Here is a 17,498-nt window from a genome sequence, read left to right as displayed (position 1 = left end):
CACCGCCATATTTTAAGAAGAGCTCGTACGCAAGTACGGGCTTTTTTTTCGCATGTTGCACATCTACGGGGGGATGAGAAGCCCCGACCGGTCATGTACTGGCGTCAAACAACAAAGCCCGGTTTCCCGGGCCTTGAAGACGGAGTACTTATCAGTTGTAAGCGTTGAGCGTCCGCTGACAGAGCGCAGAGCGGACGCAATCGTCTTTATTGAAACGAACAATCCCAACCATCTCATCTTCTTCGAAACGGGCCAGCGCATCGCTAAGCCCTGAGCGAACGTGAGCTGGTAGATCGCACTGGGTCACATCCCCATTCACAATCACCGTCACATTCTCCCCGAGGCGGGTCAAAAACATCTTCATTTGCGCAGCAGTGACGTTCTGAGCCTCGTCAAGAATGACCACTGCATTTTCAAATGTACGTCCACGCATATAGGCGAACGGCGCGATTTCCACCTTACCAATCTCAGGTCGCAGGCAATATTGCATGAAGGAGGCTCCCAGCCGTTTGACAAGCACGTCATACACGGGGCGAAAATAGGGAGCAAACTTCTCGGAAACATCTCCAGGTAAGAAGCCGAGGTCTTCATCAGCTTGCAGAACTGGACGGGTTACAATGATCCTGTCCACATCTTTATGGATCAGGGCCTCTGCTGCTTTTGCCGCGCTGATCCAGGTTTTACCACACCCGGCTTCACCGGTGGCGAAGATCAGCTGTTTACTCTCGATAGCATTCAGGTAGTGCGCCTGAGCTTCATTCCGCGCCGTGATTGGCGAGGCGTCGCGACTGTCACGCGCCATACCAATCGTTTCTACGCCGCCCATCTGCACAAGCGAGGTGACCGATTCATCTTCACGTTGCTTATGGCTACGCGAATCCCGCCTCAGCACACGTTTTGCTTCACGACGAGCTTTGATCACTGCTTTTTGTCTTCCCATGGATAGCACCTTGAGTTGTAGGTATACATCACACGCGCCGTTGGCGGCACGATTATGCGCACGAACATCTGAGGGTTGGCTTCCTTGTAAGCCATTGCTTGCTTTCGGATAAGACGCCACGCACAGCTACGCGCACCGTACAGGGCGTCAGTTGCGAAGATAAGAAGTGAATGAGAGAGAGATTTAGCGGTGACGAGGAGGCTACCGGAAGAGAAACGTCCGCGTAAGGTACTGCTGTTACTGTGAAAAACGTGTCCAATACAGGACTTTTCCATTCGCGATCTCCATAGTGAATGACAATCACCGCCGGGAACTACCGCTATTACTTATAAGTACATCATAACCTTTCGCTAATGCAACAATATTTTTACTTGTTGTTAACTTAAATTCTATCTTATCACCAGAGACAGTCTCTTGCAGAAAGATGACAGAATTATTTCAGTCGCATACCGATCATAAAAAATAGTTTGTTCCTTCATCAAGATGTCAGGAAAAACCCCGCTGTACTGCGGGGCATAATCATCAGGCTTCAAGCAGAGACTGTCCCAGATAATTATCTGCAGTTTTAACACCCGGCAAAGCAAAGAAATATCCCCCACCAATCGGTTTGACATATTCTTCCAGCGCTTCACCGTTCAGACGTTTCTGCACTGTCAAAAAACCTTTTTCCAGATCGTGTTGATAGCAGACAAACAACAGCCCCATATCCAGTTGACCGGAATTAGTCACACCGAGCGAATAACTGTAGCCACGACGCATCATCAGGCTGGAGTCGGTCTCTTTCGTACGCGGATTTGCGAGACGGATATGGCTGTCGAGCGCAATCACCTCGCCTTCAGGATCCCTGGCATAGTCAGGCACATCATGCTCATGCTGCATACCCAGCGGTGCGCCGGTGTGTTTATCGCGACCAAAAATCGTTTGCTGCTCTTTCAGCGGCGTACGATCCCAGAACTCAACGCGAAACTGAATGAGCCTGACGGCCTGATAGCTTCCGCCTTGTGCCCAGGCAGGCTCGCCCTGCCCGTCCGTAACCCACACCACGTCTTGCATCAACTTCGCGTCCGTAGCGTCCGGATTCGCGGTGCCGTCTTTAAAGCCAAGCAAATTGACCGGGGTCTCTTTGCCTTTACTACGTGCGGCGTGGTCGGAAATAAAACCTTCACGTTTCCAGCGCACGCTAAGGAGATCGGGCGTATGTTTAATGATATCGCGCAACGCGTGGATGACGGTGTCCTGGGTGTTGGCACAAATCTGCAGCAGCACATCGCCATGGCACAGCGCCGCATCCAGTGAATCATTCGGGAAGCGGGTCATTTTTTGCAGCTTTTTCGGCATCTGCGATTTCAGGCCATAGCGTTCATCAAACAGCGAGGAGCCGACTGACAACGTCATCGTCAGGTTGTCTGGCGCAATGTATGCGCCGAGGATACCTGAATCCATAGGAGGAAGACGCGGATTCGGCGTATCCGGCGCCGGTCCACCGGTGGTCAGAAACGCAAACCGGCTGGTCAGCAACCGGAATAAACGCTCAAGATCGGCCTTGTCGCTGGCAAGAACATCGAATGCCACCAGCATCATTGATGCCTGCTGCGGCGTCAGGATCCCCGCCTGATGCTGACCATAAAACGGCTGCGCTTCACTACGTGCATCCGGAGACAACGTGCCCGGCGCACTTTGTGGTTTTTGCGCGTGGGCAACCGGACACCCACCCGCCAGCGCCAGCGCCCCACCCAGGGCGCCCATCCCTTTCAGTAAACGTCGGCGTGACGGTTCGCTCACGCCGTTTTCATTATCTTGCTGCATAGTGCTTAATCCAGACCCAGAACACCGCGTAATTGCGACAAATCTTCCGCCAGCGTCGTGATTGGCCCTTTCAGTGCATTACGATCGGCATCAGTCAGTTTGTCATAGGTTTCAAAGCCGTCTTTGGTACGGTACTTGCTCAGAATGGTATCGACCTTTTTGAAGTTCGCATCCACCTTCGCAAGCAGTTCAGCATTGGATTTTTGCAACTGAGGACGCAGGAGATCGACAATTTTCTGCGCACCATCGACGTTGGCCTGGAAATCCCACAGATCGGTATGGCTATAGCGATCTTCTTCCCCACTGATTTTGCTGGCAGCAACTTCTTCAATCAGTCCTGCTGCCCCGCCAACAACTTTAGACGGTGGGAAAGCCAGCTCGCTAATACGCGTTTGCAGGTCAAGAACATCGCTGTTTAATTGGTCGGCGTACTTATCCATACCTTTGGTGGTATTGTCGCCAAACAGCGCTTTCTCCAGGCGGTGGAAGCCGGTGAATTTAGGATCGGCGGCTTTTTGTTCGTAATCATCTTCCCGCGCATCGATGCTGCCGTCGAGATCGGAGAACAGTTCAGCAATCGGTTCAATACGCTCATAATGCTGACGGGTTGGCGCATACAGCGATTTCGCTTTTTCCAGATCGCCTGCCTTAATCGCATCGGTAAAGGCTTTAGTGCCCGCAACCAACTGCGCGGTTTCGGCTGTCACATAGGCTTTGTATTCGGTAATCGCGCCGCTCAGACTCAGCAGAGCCTCGCTTTGCGCGGCATCCGCCGTTGCGCTACCTTTTACGATCAGTTTGCCTTTCGGGTTAGTCAACAGACCGCAGGTCATATCATATTCGCCTGGCTGGAGGTTAGCGGTCATTTTCTGGCTAAAGCCTGGTGCAATGTTTTCGCGCTCTTCAACCACCATAACGCCTTTGAGGATCTCCCACTCCAGCGCTTTCTGGCTATGGTTCTGGATGATGAACTGCGTTTTCCCGGCATTAACCGTGATAGTCATCGGTTCACATTGTTTGTCGTTAACCGTGACTTTCACCTGCGGAATATCGGCAGCTTGTGCATTAAAAGCGGAGGCAAACAGCGCGGCGATACCTAGCTGCAGCGCACTACGGCGAAAATTAAACGTCATAACCTATCCCTATAAATAAGTATGTTGTAACTAAAAAGTATTCTGCATCGCGTTTTTATCAAGGTGCGGTACGCGATGCCGTAGTGCCTGAACGCGGCGGTAACGCAAACATAACCAACGCCGGAATCAGGTAGATAAACCAAACAGCGACTTCACTAACGCTTGGCGCTTCCTGATAGCCGAAAATGCCTTCCATCAATGTGCCAAACAGTGAATGCGTCGACAGCACACTGCTCAGGTCAAACGCCACATCCTGAAAATGATTCCACAACCCGGCTTCGTGGAAAGCGCGGATTGCCCCAGCGGCAAGACCGGCAGCCACCAGCAAAATGAACAGGCTGGTCCATTTAAAGAATGCCCCGAGGTTGAGGCGAATGCCGCCGAGGTAAATCAGGTAACCCAGTACCACCGCGGTAGCCAGTCCCAGCATCGCGCCTAACGGCGGCCAGATACCTACATCCTGCTGGAATGCTGCCAGTAGAAAGAACACCGACTCCAGCCCTTCACGGGCAACAGCAAAAAAGACCATCATTACCAGCGCCCAGCCGTGATGGTTGCCACGTTGCAACGCGTTATCGACAGCCTGTTCAAGCTGGACTTTGACGTTGCGCGAAACTTTACGCATCCAGAACACCATCCAGATGAGGATCACCACGGCAATGACCGCCACGATGCCCTCAAACAGCTCCTGTTCTTTTTGCGGAAATTCACCGGTGGTTTCGTTGATGAAAATCCCTAACGCCAGGCATAACGCCGCCGCCAGCAGAACACCAATCCACATCACACCAATCCATCGACCACGCTGAGTCCGTTTCAGGTAGCTGGCAATCAGGCTGACAATCAGCGCGGCCTCTAACCCTTCGCGCAACATAATTAGAAATGGAACAAACATGCGAAGAACCCTTAAACGTTATTCTCAGTCAATTGATGAAAAGAAAAGTAAATTACAGTGATAGTGATTATCATTACAGCAAAGAAAAACTCAAGCAGAATGTTTTGAGAATGATGACTTAATGTAAACAGTTAGGCGGGTAACGGTTACGGCAGGTTTACAACGGAAGCAATAAAAAAGCCCGCTCGCGGCGGGCTTGAAGACAGAGGCAGATTATTCTGCCTGTAAACGCGATGGCGGAGCTGAGTGATAATGCGCATCAGCCTCGGCAAAACGTTGCTGCATAGCAGTTGAAGGCGCTTTACCCAACAGGCTGAAGACCACAATACCGATGCTGCCGAAAACAAAGCCCGGGATGATTTCATACAGACCCAGCCAGGCAAACTGCTTCCAGACGATTACCGTCACCGCACCGATGATCATCCCTGCCAGCGCGCCGTTGCGGGTCATACGCGACCACATTACCGAGAACAGAACCACCGGACCAAACGCAGCGCCGAAGCCCGCCCAGGCGTAGCTTACCAGACCAAGTACACGGTTCTCCGGGTTCGCCGCCAGCGCGATAGACACCAGCGCCACGACCAACACCATGATGCGGCCAATCCACACCAACTCTTTCTGGCTGGCATTTTTACGCAGGAACGCTTTGTACAAATCTTCGGTGATTGCGCTGGAGCACACCAGCAGCTGGCAGCTCAGGGTCGACATAACCGCAGCGAGGATCGCAGACAGCAGGATACCGGCAATCCACGGGTTGAACAGGATTTGCGCCAGTTCAATAAACACACGCTCGGCGTTCTGGTTAACGGCACCGGCAAGCTGTGGGTTGTTGTTAAAGTAAGCAATACCAAAGAAGCCCACGGCCACAGCACCTGCCAGACACAGAATCATCCAGGCCATGCTAATGCGGCGAGCATGAACGATGCTATGGTGGGAATCTGCAGCCATAAAGCGCGCCAGAATATGCGGCTGACCAAAGTAGCCCAGACCCCAGCCCATCAGGGAAATGATGGCAACAAAATTCAGCCCTTTGAACATGTCCACGTTCTCAATGCTCTTTTGTTTAATCACTTCCAGCGAATCGTCGAATCCACCCACGCCAATGACTACCATCACCGGCGTCAGGATCAGAGCAAAGATCATCAGGCTGGCCTGGACGGTATCGGTCCAGCTAACCGCCAGGAAACCACCAATAAAGGTATAAATGATCGTCGCGGCCGCGCCCGCCCACAGTGCTGTTTCGTAGCTCATGCCAAAGGTGCTTTCAAACAGACGTGCCCCTGCCACAATACCGGAAGCACAATAGATGGTGAAAAACAGCAGAATAACCAGCGCGGAGATAATACGCAGAATTCGGCTTTTATCTTCAAAGCGACCGGTAAAGTAATCCGGTAACGTCAGCGCATTGTTATTGTATTCGGTGTGTACGCGTAAACGTCCGGCCACCAGTTTCCAGTTGATCCAGGCGCCCAAAATAAGGCCGATGGCGATCCAGCTTTCTGAAATCCCCGACAGGAAAATCGCGCCAGGCAGACCCATCAGCAACCAGCCGCTCATGTCAGATGCCCCGGCGGATAACGCGGTCACGAATGGACCCAGACTCCGTCCACCCAGAATGTAATCGTCAAAGTTTTTGGTTGAACGCCATGCAATAAACCCTATCAATATCATGCCAAAAATATAGACACAGAATGTCACTAACATCGGTGTGCTAATAGCCATCAAAACTCTCCAAAATTATGTATCAGCAATGCCGTGGCTTGCCGTTTTATTACCCTGCCGGAACGTGGCAAAGATATCTATGTTGACCAGGGCGACCGTATCCTGCCGGAAGCGATGGTTATTCACAATCGATTTAACACACCATTTACATCAAATTTGATCCAGAGTAGATAGCATTTTTCTGTAGGTTGCACTCTCTCACATTTTTTTCGGTTGCACCTTTTAAAAGTGTTAACTACCGCAGAGAAAAAGATTCTGTAATTTTTACAGCCCACATCATAAGACTCACATTTATTAACATTTCATTCATTTCCAAGCTTGCAAACCAAGTCACATTTAACACGGTTGCACAAAGTTGCAACATAGTGGATATTTCTCGGTAACTATCAGACCCGTATTTCAGTACAACAGGAGTAAACGGCATGGGAACCACCACGATGGGGGTTAAACTGGATGACGCCACTCGCGAGCGTATTAAAACAGCAGCATCACGAATCGATCGCACGCCACATTGGCTGATCAAGCAAGCCATCTTTAATTATCTCGAAAGACTGGAAAATGACGACGCGCTTCCTGAACTGCCGGCCCTGCTGGCGGGTGCCGCGAATGAGGGTGAGGAGTCAACCACGCCGCAGAATGAAGCGCATCAGCCTTTCCTGGAATTTGCCGAACAGATCCTGCCGCAGTCAGTTTCCCGCGCAGCAATCACCGCCGCGTACCGCCGAGCCGAAACCGATGCTGTGCCGATGCTGATGGAACAGGCTCGTCTGCCGCAACCCATCGCGGAGCAAGCGCACAAGCTGGCGTACGATCTGGCCGACAAACTGCGTAACCAAAAGACCGCCAGCGGCCGCGCCGGGATGGTACAGGGTTTATTGCAGGAATTCTCACTTTCTTCGCAGGAAGGGGTCGCGCTGATGTGCCTGGCCGAAGCCCTGCTGCGTATTCCTGATAAGGCAACCCGCGATGCGTTAATCCGCGACAAAATCAGCAACGGCAACTGGCAGTCGCACATTGGACGTAGCCCGTCCCTGTTCGTCAACGCGGCGACCTGGGGGCTGTTGTTTACCGGTCGTCTGGTTTCTACGCATAATGAAGCCAGCCTCTCACGCTCACTCAACCGTATTATCGGTAAAAGCGGTGAACCACTGGTGCGTAAAGGCGTCGACATGGCAATGCGCCTGATGGGCGAGCAGTTCGTCACCGGAGAGACTATCGCCGAAGCGCTGGCTAACGCCCGTAAACTGGAAGAAAAAGGTTTCCGCTACTCTTACGACATGCTGGGCGAAGCGGCTCTGACCGCCGCCGATGCCCAGGCTTATATGGTTTCGTACCAACAGGCAATCCACGCCATTGGTAAAGCCTCAAATGGTCGCGGCATCTATGAAGGGCCGGGCATTTCTATCAAGCTGTCAGCGCTGCATCCGCGTTATAGTCGCGCGCAGTATGACCGCGTAATGGATGAACTCTATCCGCGTCTGAAGTCGCTTACTCTGCTGGCCCGCCAGTACGACATCGGTATCAATATCGATGCTGAAGAGGCCGACCGACTGGAGATCTCCCTCGATCTGCTGGAGAAACTGTGCTTTGAACCTGAACTCGCGGGCTGGAACGGTATCGGCTTTGTTATTCAGGCCTACCAGAAGCGCTGCCCGTATGTTATCGACTACCTGATTGACCTCGCCACGCGCAGCCGCCGTCGCCTGATGATCCGTCTGGTTAAGGGCGCCTACTGGGATAGCGAAATCAAACGTGCGCAAATGGACGGTCTGGAAGGTTATCCGGTCTATACCCGTAAGGTCTACACTGACGTTTCCTATCTGGCATGCGCGAAAAAACTGCTTGCGGTACCGAATCTGATCTACCCGCAGTTCGCCACCCACAACGCCCATACGCTGGCGGCGATTTATCAGTTGGCCGGTCAAAACTACTATCCGGGTCAGTACGAGTTCCAGTGCCTGCACGGTATGGGCGAACCGCTGTATGAGCAGGTCACCGGTAAAGTTGCCGATGGCAAACTGAATCGTCCATGCCGCATTTATGCACCGGTAGGCACGCATGAAACGCTGCTTGCGTACCTGGTGCGTCGTCTGCTGGAAAACGGCGCCAACACTTCATTCGTCAACCGCATTGCAGACACTACCCTGCCGCTGGATGAACTGGTAGCCGATCCGGTCGAAGCCGTTGAAAAACTGGCGCAGCAGGAAGGCCAGGCTGGTCTGCCACATCCGAAGATTGCCCTGCCGCGTGACCTGTACGGTAAAGGCCGCGAAAACTCAGGCGGGCTGGATTTAGCGAACGAACATCGTCTGGCCTCACTGTCCTCCGCCCTGCTTAACAGCGCGCTGCAAAAATGGCACGCTAAACCGATGCTCGAACATCCGGTTGCTGACGGTGAAATGACCCCAGTCGTCAACCCGGCCGAACCGAAAGACATTGTCGGTTATGTGCGTGAAGCGACTCACAGCGAAGTGGAACAGGCATTGCAGAACGCGGTAAATAACGCGCCGATCTGGTTCGCCACACCGCCACAAGAGCGCGCCGCTATTTTGCATCGCGCCGCCGTTCTGATGGAAGGCCAGATGCAGCAGTTAATTGGCATTCTGGTGCGCGAAGCGGGCAAAACCTTCAGCAACGCCATTGCGGAAGTGCGCGAAGCGGTAGACTTCCTGCACTATTATGCCGGTCAGGTCCGCGATGACTTCGATAATGAAACCCATCGTCCGTTAGGGCCGGTGGTCTGTATCAGCCCCTGGAACTTCCCGCTGGCCATTTTCACCGGGCAGATTGCCGCTGCGCTGGCGGCGGGCAACAGCGTGTTGGCAAAACCCGCGGAACAAACTCCGCTGATTGCCGCCCAGGGTATTGCCATTTTACTCGAAGCAGGCGTGCCGCCAGGCGTGGTGCAACTGTTGCCTGGTCAAGGTGAAACGGTCGGGGCACAGCTCACTTCCGATGAGCGCGTACGCGGCGTCATGTTTACCGGCTCAACGGAAGTCGCCACGCTGTTGCAACGTAATATCGCGACCCGCCTGGATGCTCAGGGGCGCCCAATCCCGCTTATCGCCGAAACCGGCGGGATGAACGCCATGATCGTCGACTCTTCTGCGTTAACGGAACAGGTCGTGGTCGACGTTCTGGCTTCTGCCTTTGACAGCGCCGGACAGCGCTGCTCCGCGCTTCGCGTCCTGTGCCTGCAGGACGATGTCGCCGACCATACGCTGAAAATGCTGCGTGGCGCAATGGCGGAATGCCGCATGGGTAACCCGGGCCGCCTGACCACCGATATTGGACCGGTAATCGATGAGGAAGCCAAAGCCAATATTGAGCGCCATATTCAGGCCATGCGCGCCAAAGGTCGTCCGGTGTTCCAGGCCGCGCGCGAAAACAGCGACGATGCGCGTGAATGGCAAAGCGGTACCTTTATCGCGCCGACGCTTATCGAGCTGGAAAGCTTCGACGAATTGCAAAAAGAGGTGTTCGGTCCGGTACTGCACGTTGTGCGTTACACCCGCAACAATCTGGGCAGTCTGATTGAGCAAATTAATGCCTCCGGCTATGGCCTGACGCTGGGCGTGCACACCCGTATCGATGAAACCATCGCCCAGGTCACGGGTTCGGCACATGTGGGGAACCTGTATGTTAACCGCAATATGGTCGGCGCCGTCGTCGGAGTGCAACCATTCGGTGGTGAAGGCTTGTCAGGAACCGGGCCAAAAGCGGGTGGACCGCTGTATCTGTACCGCCTGCTGGCAAACCGTCCGGAAAATGCGTTAGGCATTACGCTTGCCCGTCAGGATGCCGAATACCCTGTCGATGCACAGCTTAAAACGGCGCTCGTTCAGCCGCTGCAAGCGCTTAGCGAATGGGCAACCGATCGTCCAGCACTGCGTGCGCTCTGCCAGCAGTTTGGTGAACTGGCGCAGGCCGGAACGCAACGCCTGCTGCCAGGCCCCACCGGCGAGCGCAATACCTGGACGCTGTTGCCGCGCGAACGCGTGCTGTGTATCGCCGATGATGAACAGGATGCGCTGGTACAGGTTGCCGCTGTAACTTCCGTTGGTAGCTTAATCCTGTGGCCAGATGATACATTCCATCGCGACCTGGCAAAACGCCTGCCAGCAGTAGTTTCCGGGCGCATCCAGTTTGCCAAAGCGGACAACATCACTACGCAGCCGTTTGATGCGGTTATTTTCCACGGTGATTCCGATCAGCTTCGCGCACTGTGTGAAGCGGTGGCGGCCCGCGAAGGGGCGATTGTGTCGGTCCAGGGCTTTGCCCGCGCCGAAAGCAATATCCTGCTGGAAAGGTTGTATATTGAGCGCTCCCTGAGCGTCAATACCGCCGCTGCTGGGGGGAACGCCAGCCTGATGACAATCGGCTAAGGTTGTGGTTAATTAAGGCTCCGGTAACGGGGCCTTTTTTTATGAAGCCAGAGGGAAGCATGAAACGAATCGTACTGACATGTGCAGCGCTGCTGCTTAGCGGCCAGGCGCTGGCGGATGACTGCGCCAACGCGAACACGCAGATTGAGATGAACACCTGTGCGGCAGAGCAGTATAAGGCGGCCGACGCCAAACTTAATGAAACTTATCAGAATGCGCTGAAGCGCGCCGCCCCAACCCAGCGCGATTTACTGAAAAAAGCGCAAATATCCTGGATAACTTTGCGCGATGCGGACTGTGCGTTAATCAGTTCTGGCACTGAAGGCGGTAGCGTTCAGGCGATGATTTCCAGCCAGTGCCTGACGGATAAGACCAACGAGCGCGAAGCGTTTCTCGCCTCACTTTTGCAGTGTGAAGAAGGCGATTTAAGCTGCCCGTTACCGCCGGCCAGTTAACGCACGCGGATCCCTTCAATAATCATCCGCTGTACGCTCTCCACCGTTTGGTTAAAAAAGGCTTCATCACGCAGCGTTGCGCCCGTCACCGCCTCTACCTGTGGGGCAAAATCGGCGTAGTGCTGAGTTGAAGCCCAAATCATAAAAATCAGATGATGCGGATCGACCGGAGCCAGTTTTCCGCTTTTGATCCAACCGGCAATCAGCGCGGATTTCTCATCAATTAGCGTTTTAAGATCCCCCTCCAGTTCTGCCATCAATAAAGGCGCTCCGGCCAGCATCTCCATACAAAACAGCCGTGAGGCCTGAGGGTAATCGCGCGACACTTCCAGCTTAAGGCGAATGTATTCTTTAATGGCCACCAGCGGCGCAAAGTCTTCGCGAAAAGCTTTCAATGGAGCCAGCCAGATGTCGAGGATCTGCCGTAAAACGGCGATATAAAGCACCTCTTTTGACGGGTAGTAATAAAGTAGATTGGTTTTTGACACGCCCGCTTGCTCTGCCACCTGCTCCAGGCGCGTGCCGTGGATCCCATATTGGGAGAAGATATTTAATGCCGCGGTTAAGATGGCCTGGCGTTTTGCACTGACGGCCTGCGAGCGCTTACCTGTTTTTTTCTCTGCGCGTTGGACCATGCGCCCTCTCCTTCTTGTGAGGGCGTCAGCATACCAAATCACGCGGTGAATGGTTAAATTAAAGCGATTCCGGCGGCGCCTCTTGTCCAAGCGATTTTTTCTTTTTGAACTTCAGCTCGCTGACCAGTACGCCAACAATAATGAATGCCGCACCAAGCAATGCAAGTAGCGGTAAGCGTTCACCCGCCAGACGGCCAAAGATCCCCGCCCACACCGGTTCACCGGTATAAATAACCGTCGCGCGCGTCGGCGAAACGCTGCGCTGCGCCCAGTTCATGGTGACCTGAATAATCGCGCTAAAAATCCCCAGCCCCAGCGCCACCACCAGCAATCCGGTAGACATTGGTGGTACGGTCTCTCCGGCCGGTCCCATCGCCATAAACGCCACTATCGAAGCGGTTGCCAGTTGCACTACCGTTACCCGACGTACATCCACTTTTCCCGCCCACGCGCTAATCAGGATAATTTCTGCCGCAATCGCCACCGCACCGGCAAGCGTGATCCACTCGCCTTCGCCTAAAGCCAGTAAATTGCCTCCCGGTCCGGCAAGAAAAATCAATCCGATAAAGGCCAGCACAATGCCGACGCACGGCATCAGACCTGGTATGCGTCCCAGACACAACCATTGTAAAAGCGGCACCAACGGTACGTACATCGCGGTAATAAACGCCGATTTACTGCTGGGAATAAACTGTAACCCCCAGGTTTGCAGACTATAGCCCAGTGCAATTGCGATACCGATTGCAACCCCTGCTTTAACTTCCAGCCACGTCAGCTTATGCAGTGTGCGTAACGACAAAAGCGCGACCGCCAGAGCGGCAGTGGCAAAACGCACACCGACAAAGAAAAAAGGGCCGCTCAGGGTAACGGCATATTGCACCGCCAAAAACGTGCCACCCCAGAACATGGTGATCACAATGAGGATCGCTTCCTGAGGTTTAACAGAGAAGGAATAACGAGAAAGTAATGACATGAGACACCCGATTAACTGAATGTCATTAGTCTGCGTTGCGTTTTGTTACAGTTCAACCTTGCAGACAAAAAAAACCGCCGGAAAGACCCGGCGGCGGTGGCTACGTAACGTCTGTCTCTGACTCTCAGCCGTCACGACATATCTGACAGATAGCCCGACAATTACGATTTGTTGTTGCCGTGACTATTTTTGCCCCCTTTTTTGCCTGCCTCTGAAGCGCGTTGCGGGTCATTCTTGAAGTTGCCCCCGCTGTGCTGGCCACCTTTTCGACCTGCTTCTGATGCTCTTTCGCGGTCTTCCGCAAAGTTGCCGGAACCGCCCCGATGGTTTGCCATTACTGACCTCCGTCATTGATTAGACATCATATTGCATAGGTACTGAGGAGTGATACCTCACGCAGCGTTACGGGCGAGGCCCTGAAAATAACTGCGTGGGAATAAGCATAGTGAAGTGTGGCCAGTGCAGACGCTAACTGTAATATCCTGCAACAGGATCAGGAGTGACAAAGAAATAATCACCATAAGAAATCAATAAGTCTTTCTTATGACTACCGAATTCTACCCGGTTAAATATGTATCATTTTGCTACAAAGAAGGTTGTTATAAAAATTGTTATAAATCAAAGAAGTGATTGTGAAATTTGCACTCCTGACAGTACGTCATATCTTTAAAGGTAGGTAGCGAATCGCTACGGACACGGTTAACTCGAGGAGTAGTGTAAAATGGCAAAAGTTCTGGTGCTTTATTATTCCATGTACGGACACATTGAAACTATGGCCCACGCAGTCGCAGAAGGCGCAAATAAGGTAGATGGCGCGGAAGTGATTATTAAGCGTGTACCAGAGACCATGCAGCCCGAGATTTTCCTTAAGGCTGGCGGCAAAACACAAAACGCACCAGTCGCAACCCCGCAAGAACTGGCTGATTACGACGCCATCATTTTTGGTACTCCCACGCGCTTTGGCAATATGTCCGGTCAGATGCGTACCTTCCTCGACCAGACTGGCGGGCTGTGGGCCTCTGGCGGCCTGTACGGCAAACTCGCCAGCGTATTCAGCTCAACGGGAACCGGCGGCGGTCAGGAACAAACCATTACATCAACCTGGACTACGCTTGCCCACCATGGGATGGTGATTGTACCTATCGGTTACGCGGCGCAAGAGCTGTTTGATGTCTCTCAAGTTCGCGGCGGTACCCCTTACGGTGCAACCACCATTGCCGGAGGCGACGGCTCCCGCCAGCCAAGTCAGGAAGAATTATCTATCGCCCGCTATCAGGGTGAATATGTCGCAGGTCTGGCAGTAAAACTCAACGGCTAATCTTCAACAGGAGGATTCGAATGCCAACTCAAGAAGCGAAAGCCCATCGCGTCGGCGAATGGGCAAGTCTGCGCAATACATCGCCGGAAATAGCCGAAGCCATTTTTGAAGTCGCACATTATGACGAGAAACTGGCGGAAAAAATTTGGGAAGAAGGTAGCGATGAGGTACTCATCAAAGCCTTTGAAAAAACAGACAAAGATTCGCTCTTTTGGGGTGAACAGACTATCGAACGCAAAAACGTCTAGCGCGCTGACTCCCCCGCGAACACGGGGGAGTTTTCTTTTACTTAGCCGCCTCATTCAGCACGCTATCGAACTTATCTATCGGGCAAAAACCATCCGCATCTATCGGACATCCTTTCAGCTCCAGCGTTACGCGCTGCGCCGGGGATTTCAGCGTCAGAACGTCTGCATTACGCAACTGCTGCGAGCTCTGATACACATACTCGATTTTCATCAGATCACGATTTGCATTGCTGTCATGCCAGCGCTGGAAGACAATCTTCCCGCCAATCGGCGTACGCTCGTTCTGATCGTGAAGCTGGTACGGTTTAAAATCCAGCGCGGTGAGCAGCGAAGCGATATTTGAATCATGCCCCACCAGCACGGTTATTTTCGGTGCTTTCGTGCGTTCAGTAACCAGCGCATTATCAATATATTTCACCAGCGGTTTGGCGACGTTCTGCGCCACTTCCGGGGAGGTGAACAGGCTATCCTGATAGCCGTTTTTCAGCTTCGACAGAACCTTCCACTGCTGATCGGATTTAATCTCGCCCCAGGCAACTTTGTCCATCGGGAAGCCTTCGTAATATTGCAGCGTGAAGGCATCAACCAGCGAATTTCCCACCTTCAGCGGCCCCGAAACGCCTGGCTCCTGCTGGTACTTCGCGCTAAACGTATCTTTGGCATCGGTCAGGGAACACTGCTGTTTTTCTTTGCAGGACGGAGAGTCTTTGTAGTCGGTCATTTGCTCAAGCAACTGATAGCTATCGTTGAGCTGCATTTTGCTGCGCTCTTTCTCCATGGCCTGAACGGCCTGCTGGCTGAAGGCGGCGGAATCATCGGTGATCACCGGGTTAAAGGTGGGATCCATGGTGCCCATTTTTTCCTGATGATGGACCGGAACATCGCAACCAGGGAAAGCACCGGTAACAAAGAACTGCGCCGTGGCGACCGTACGCTGCAGGCTGTTAGCATAGGTATAGACCGTGTTCGGCGCCGGGCATTCGCCCGATTTCACCATCCCCTGCTCTGCCAGCCACTCTCGCATGTAGTGGCCCATATAGATTTCCAGCACACCGCCCTTGGTAGTGAGTTGCCCACCGGGGACATCCCATTCTGGCCATTGTTTGGGGGTGGACTGTTCAAGAACGCTGCCATTATTGGCTAAAGGTGCGCGTAAGTTATGCCGACTCATCATCAATACTTGCTGAAGCTGATAGCCTTCCGGCGCGGTCTGCGCCTGCGCGGCGGTTGACAATAAGACAGCCCCTGCCACGGCTGTGGCGATTAACGATTTATTCATCCCTACGACCTCTTGTTGTTATCAATCACAACAGAGTGTGACAGAAATATGACATATTTCCGGGAACGCTTTCGCAAAACAGACCATCTAGCGTGTCGTTTTAACACCAAACTCGGTTTCGAGTTTACGAATGCCAAGAGGTGTGAAGATGACATGGCGGCTGCCCTGTTCGGTTTTTATCCATCGCTGTTCACTGAACCAGCGCAGCAGCGTTGCGCCAAGCACACCACCAGGATGATAACGTCGTTCGCTCCAGTCCAGACAACCGCAGGTTAACTTCCGCCGGGATGAGCCCGCCGCCAGGACAATCCCCATCTGTGCCAGCTTTTCCAGGCCAAGTGGAGTCAGCGTTTCACCATCCGGCGTTAACCACTGACGGGAAACCAGCGTATCGAACAACCTCACCGCAACCTCTCCGGCGAGATGGTCGTAGCAGGTGCGGGCATGCCGCAAATCTGGCGGTGTAGTGATTCTGCGGGGCGTTGATGTCGCCCACGCAACGCCCATCAGGCGTTCCAGCAGTTCAGCGATATCGGAACCTGCAAGGCGAAAATAACGATGTCTGCCCTGCGCCAACGCGACAACAAAACGTTGTTCGCACAGACGCGCCAGATGCGCGCTGGCGGTCGACGCGGATATATCCGCCACCGCGCTGAGCTCAGTTGCAGTCCAGGCGCAGCCATCCATTAGGGCGCACAACATACGCGAGCGCGATTTATCGGCCATCACTGCCGCAGTGAGTGCCATTTTTGACTCCAGATCGCCCTCTTCTTCATGTAATATCACGGATGCCATAACGACCTCATTGGCCCTGAATATCTGAATTAACGATGCCATGAAAGTCGCGCAAAGTCACCGCACCGGTCACACAGCACGTAGCATCATCTCTGTACCCAACCCGACCAGACAAAACAGAAAACAGCGTTTAAACACGAGCGGAGAAATAACCCTTCGTACACGGGTACCTATCCATTGGCCAATCAGCGCAGGAACAATGGCCAAAGCCGACAAACTTAGCGATTGTATGGGCAGCGCGTTGTGCCACCACAGACCCAGCGCCAATGCCAGGGTCGAAAAGGTAAAAGAGATCCCGAGCGCCTGCACCAGTTCATCTTTCTCAAAGCCGAGGGACTGGATCCAGGGCACGGAGGGCATCACAAACACCCCGGTTCCGCCGGTCAATAAGCCGGTCACAAATCCAATAACGAGGGAGTACGGTTTTTCACGCTGCGGGGCCACCGCGATTTTCTTTCCCGCCAGCGTCCAGATAGCGTAGGCCACCAGTGCTACGCCGAGTGCAAACTGGGTTCGGGTGGTGTCACCACCGGTAATCCAGGCGCTGGCAAGCAGTGTCGCCACCACTACTGTCAGCAGCATTGGCCACAGTCGTTTGAGTAATTGGCGTGTATTTCTACCACCGCCAAACTGGAACAAATTGCTTATCAGCGAAGGCAATAACAGCATGGCCGCCGCGGCAACCGGCGAAATAAGCGATCCGAGGATCCCCATAGCCACGGTGGGTAACCCCATACCCGTAACGCCTTTCACCATCCCGGCGAGGACAAATGTGACGGCAATCATCACCACCAGAGCGGGTCCAAACGCTAAAGAACTCGTCATGTTGCACTTTCCTGGAAAAGAGAAGATGACTGATTCTGGACGTTAATCACCGTGTTTGCTTCGTCAGGCAACGAAATATGCCTTCCTGGGGA

General features: G+C 53.3%; 16 protein-coding genes. 4 read left to right on the top strand and 12 right to left on the bottom strand.

Annotated elements, in window-relative coordinates; genetic code table 11:
- Positions 1-151 precede the first annotated feature (151 nt).
- The 6 genes from phoH to putP all read right to left on the bottom strand — a co-directional run bounded on the left by phoH (position 152) and on the right by putP (position 6,493).
- Complete coding sequence (phoH, locus tag OGY09_RS17585; protein ID WP_032942942.1) at positions 152-940, bottom strand: phosphate starvation-inducible protein PhoH; 789 nt, start codon at positions 938-940, stop codon at positions 152-154.
- Entirely contained in the window at positions 919-1,215 is a 297-nt protein-coding gene (locus OGY09_RS17580) for a hypothetical protein (protein WP_172111178.1), read from the bottom strand. The genes phoH and OGY09_RS17580 overlap by 22 nt, the downstream gene beginning before the upstream one ends.
- A gap of 247 nt (positions 1,216-1,462) precedes the next feature.
- The gene (efeB, locus tag OGY09_RS17575; RefSeq protein WP_032942941.1) at positions 1,463-2,746 is read right to left on the bottom strand and encodes an iron uptake transporter deferrochelatase/peroxidase subunit; all 1,284 of its coding nucleotides are present in this window, start codon (positions 2,744-2,746) and stop codon (positions 1,463-1,465) included.
- A gap of 5 nt (positions 2,747-2,751) precedes the next feature.
- On the bottom strand, positions 2,752-3,879 hold the full coding sequence (gene efeO / locus OGY09_RS17570) for an iron uptake system protein EfeO (protein WP_008784327.1): 1,128 nt from the start codon (positions 3,877-3,879) through the stop codon (positions 2,752-2,754).
- A 58-nt stretch (positions 3,880-3,937) separates the two neighbouring features.
- On the bottom strand, positions 3,938-4,771 hold the full coding sequence (gene efeU, locus OGY09_RS17565) for an iron uptake transporter permease EfeU (RefSeq protein WP_286590731.1): 834 nt from the start codon (positions 4,769-4,771) through the stop codon (positions 3,938-3,940).
- Positions 4,772-4,984: 213 nt separating this feature from the next.
- Positions 4,985-6,493, bottom strand: coding sequence for a sodium/proline symporter PutP (putP, locus tag OGY09_RS17560; RefSeq protein WP_032942939.1), 1,509 nt, complete (start codon positions 6,491-6,493; stop codon positions 4,985-4,987).
- Between the two features lie 422 nt (positions 6,494-6,915).
- Here putP and putA point away from each other — a divergent pair, with 422 nt between their 5' ends.
- Complete coding sequence (gene putA / locus OGY09_RS17555) at positions 6,916-10,878, top strand: trifunctional transcriptional regulator/proline dehydrogenase/L-glutamate gamma-semialdehyde dehydrogenase (RefSeq protein ID WP_032942938.1); 3,963 nt, start codon at positions 6,916-6,918, stop codon at positions 10,876-10,878.
- Between the two features lie 59 nt (positions 10,879-10,937).
- On the top strand, positions 10,938-11,333 hold the full coding sequence (locus tag OGY09_RS17550) for a lysozyme inhibitor LprI family protein (protein WP_032936250.1): 396 nt from the start codon (positions 10,938-10,940) through the stop codon (positions 11,331-11,333).
- On the opposite strand, the gene rutR is transcribed toward OGY09_RS17550, so the two are convergent.
- The 3 genes from rutR to OGY09_RS17535 form a co-directional block, all read right to left on the bottom strand.
- Entirely contained in the window at positions 11,330-11,968 is a 639-nt protein-coding gene (gene rutR / locus OGY09_RS17545) for an HTH-type transcriptional regulator RutR (RefSeq protein WP_003036026.1), read from the bottom strand. The genes OGY09_RS17550 and rutR overlap by 4 nt on opposite strands.
- Before the next feature lie 58 nt (positions 11,969-12,026).
- Positions 12,027-12,941: a DMT family transporter gene (locus OGY09_RS17540; RefSeq protein WP_032942936.1), complete on the bottom strand. Its 915-nt coding sequence runs from the start codon at positions 12,939-12,941 to the stop codon at positions 12,027-12,029.
- Positions 12,942-13,102: 161 nt separating this feature from the next.
- A complete protein-coding gene (locus tag OGY09_RS17535) occupies positions 13,103-13,276 on the bottom strand; it encodes a con-10 family general stress protein (RefSeq protein WP_003036022.1) in 174 nt (57 codons plus the stop codon).
- A gap of 386 nt (positions 13,277-13,662) precedes the next feature.
- On the opposite strand from OGY09_RS17535, the gene wrbA reads away from it, so the two are divergent.
- Positions 13,663-14,259 carry an NAD(P)H:quinone oxidoreductase gene (gene wrbA / locus OGY09_RS17530; protein ID WP_003832057.1) on the top strand — a complete coding sequence of 199 codons (597 nt, stop codon included), beginning with the start codon at positions 13,663-13,665 and terminating at the stop codon, positions 14,257-14,259.
- A 20-nt stretch (positions 14,260-14,279) separates the two neighbouring features.
- On the top strand, positions 14,280-14,507 hold the full coding sequence (locus tag OGY09_RS17525; protein WP_003036015.1) for a YccJ family protein: 228 nt from the start codon (positions 14,280-14,282) through the stop codon (positions 14,505-14,507).
- Positions 14,508-14,544: 37 nt separating this feature from the next.
- Here OGY09_RS17525 and agp read toward each other — a convergent pair whose 3' ends face one another.
- From agp to OGY09_RS17510, 3 genes are all read right to left on the bottom strand, one after another.
- Complete coding sequence (gene agp / locus OGY09_RS17520) at positions 14,545-15,786, bottom strand: bifunctional glucose-1-phosphatase/inositol phosphatase (protein WP_032942934.1); 1,242 nt, start codon at positions 15,784-15,786, stop codon at positions 14,545-14,547.
- A gap of 87 nt (positions 15,787-15,873) precedes the next feature.
- Positions 15,874-16,581 carry an ArsR/SmtB family transcription factor gene (locus tag OGY09_RS17515; protein ID WP_032942932.1) on the bottom strand — a complete coding sequence of 236 codons (708 nt, stop codon included), beginning with the start codon at positions 16,579-16,581 and terminating at the stop codon, positions 15,874-15,876.
- Between the two features lie 69 nt (positions 16,582-16,650).
- Positions 16,651-17,406, bottom strand: coding sequence for a sulfite exporter TauE/SafE family protein (locus tag OGY09_RS17510; RefSeq protein WP_275399030.1), 756 nt, complete (start codon positions 17,404-17,406; stop codon positions 16,651-16,653).
- Positions 17,407-17,498: the final 92 nt, after the last annotated feature.

Source organism: Citrobacter sp. Cpo071, assembly GCF_030332765.1.
Lineage (GTDB): Bacteria > Pseudomonadota > Gammaproteobacteria > Enterobacterales > Enterobacteriaceae > Citrobacter > Citrobacter portucalensis.
The sequence above is the reverse complement of the archived record's forward strand: the minus strand, read 5'-3'. Positions and strand labels throughout refer to the sequence as shown.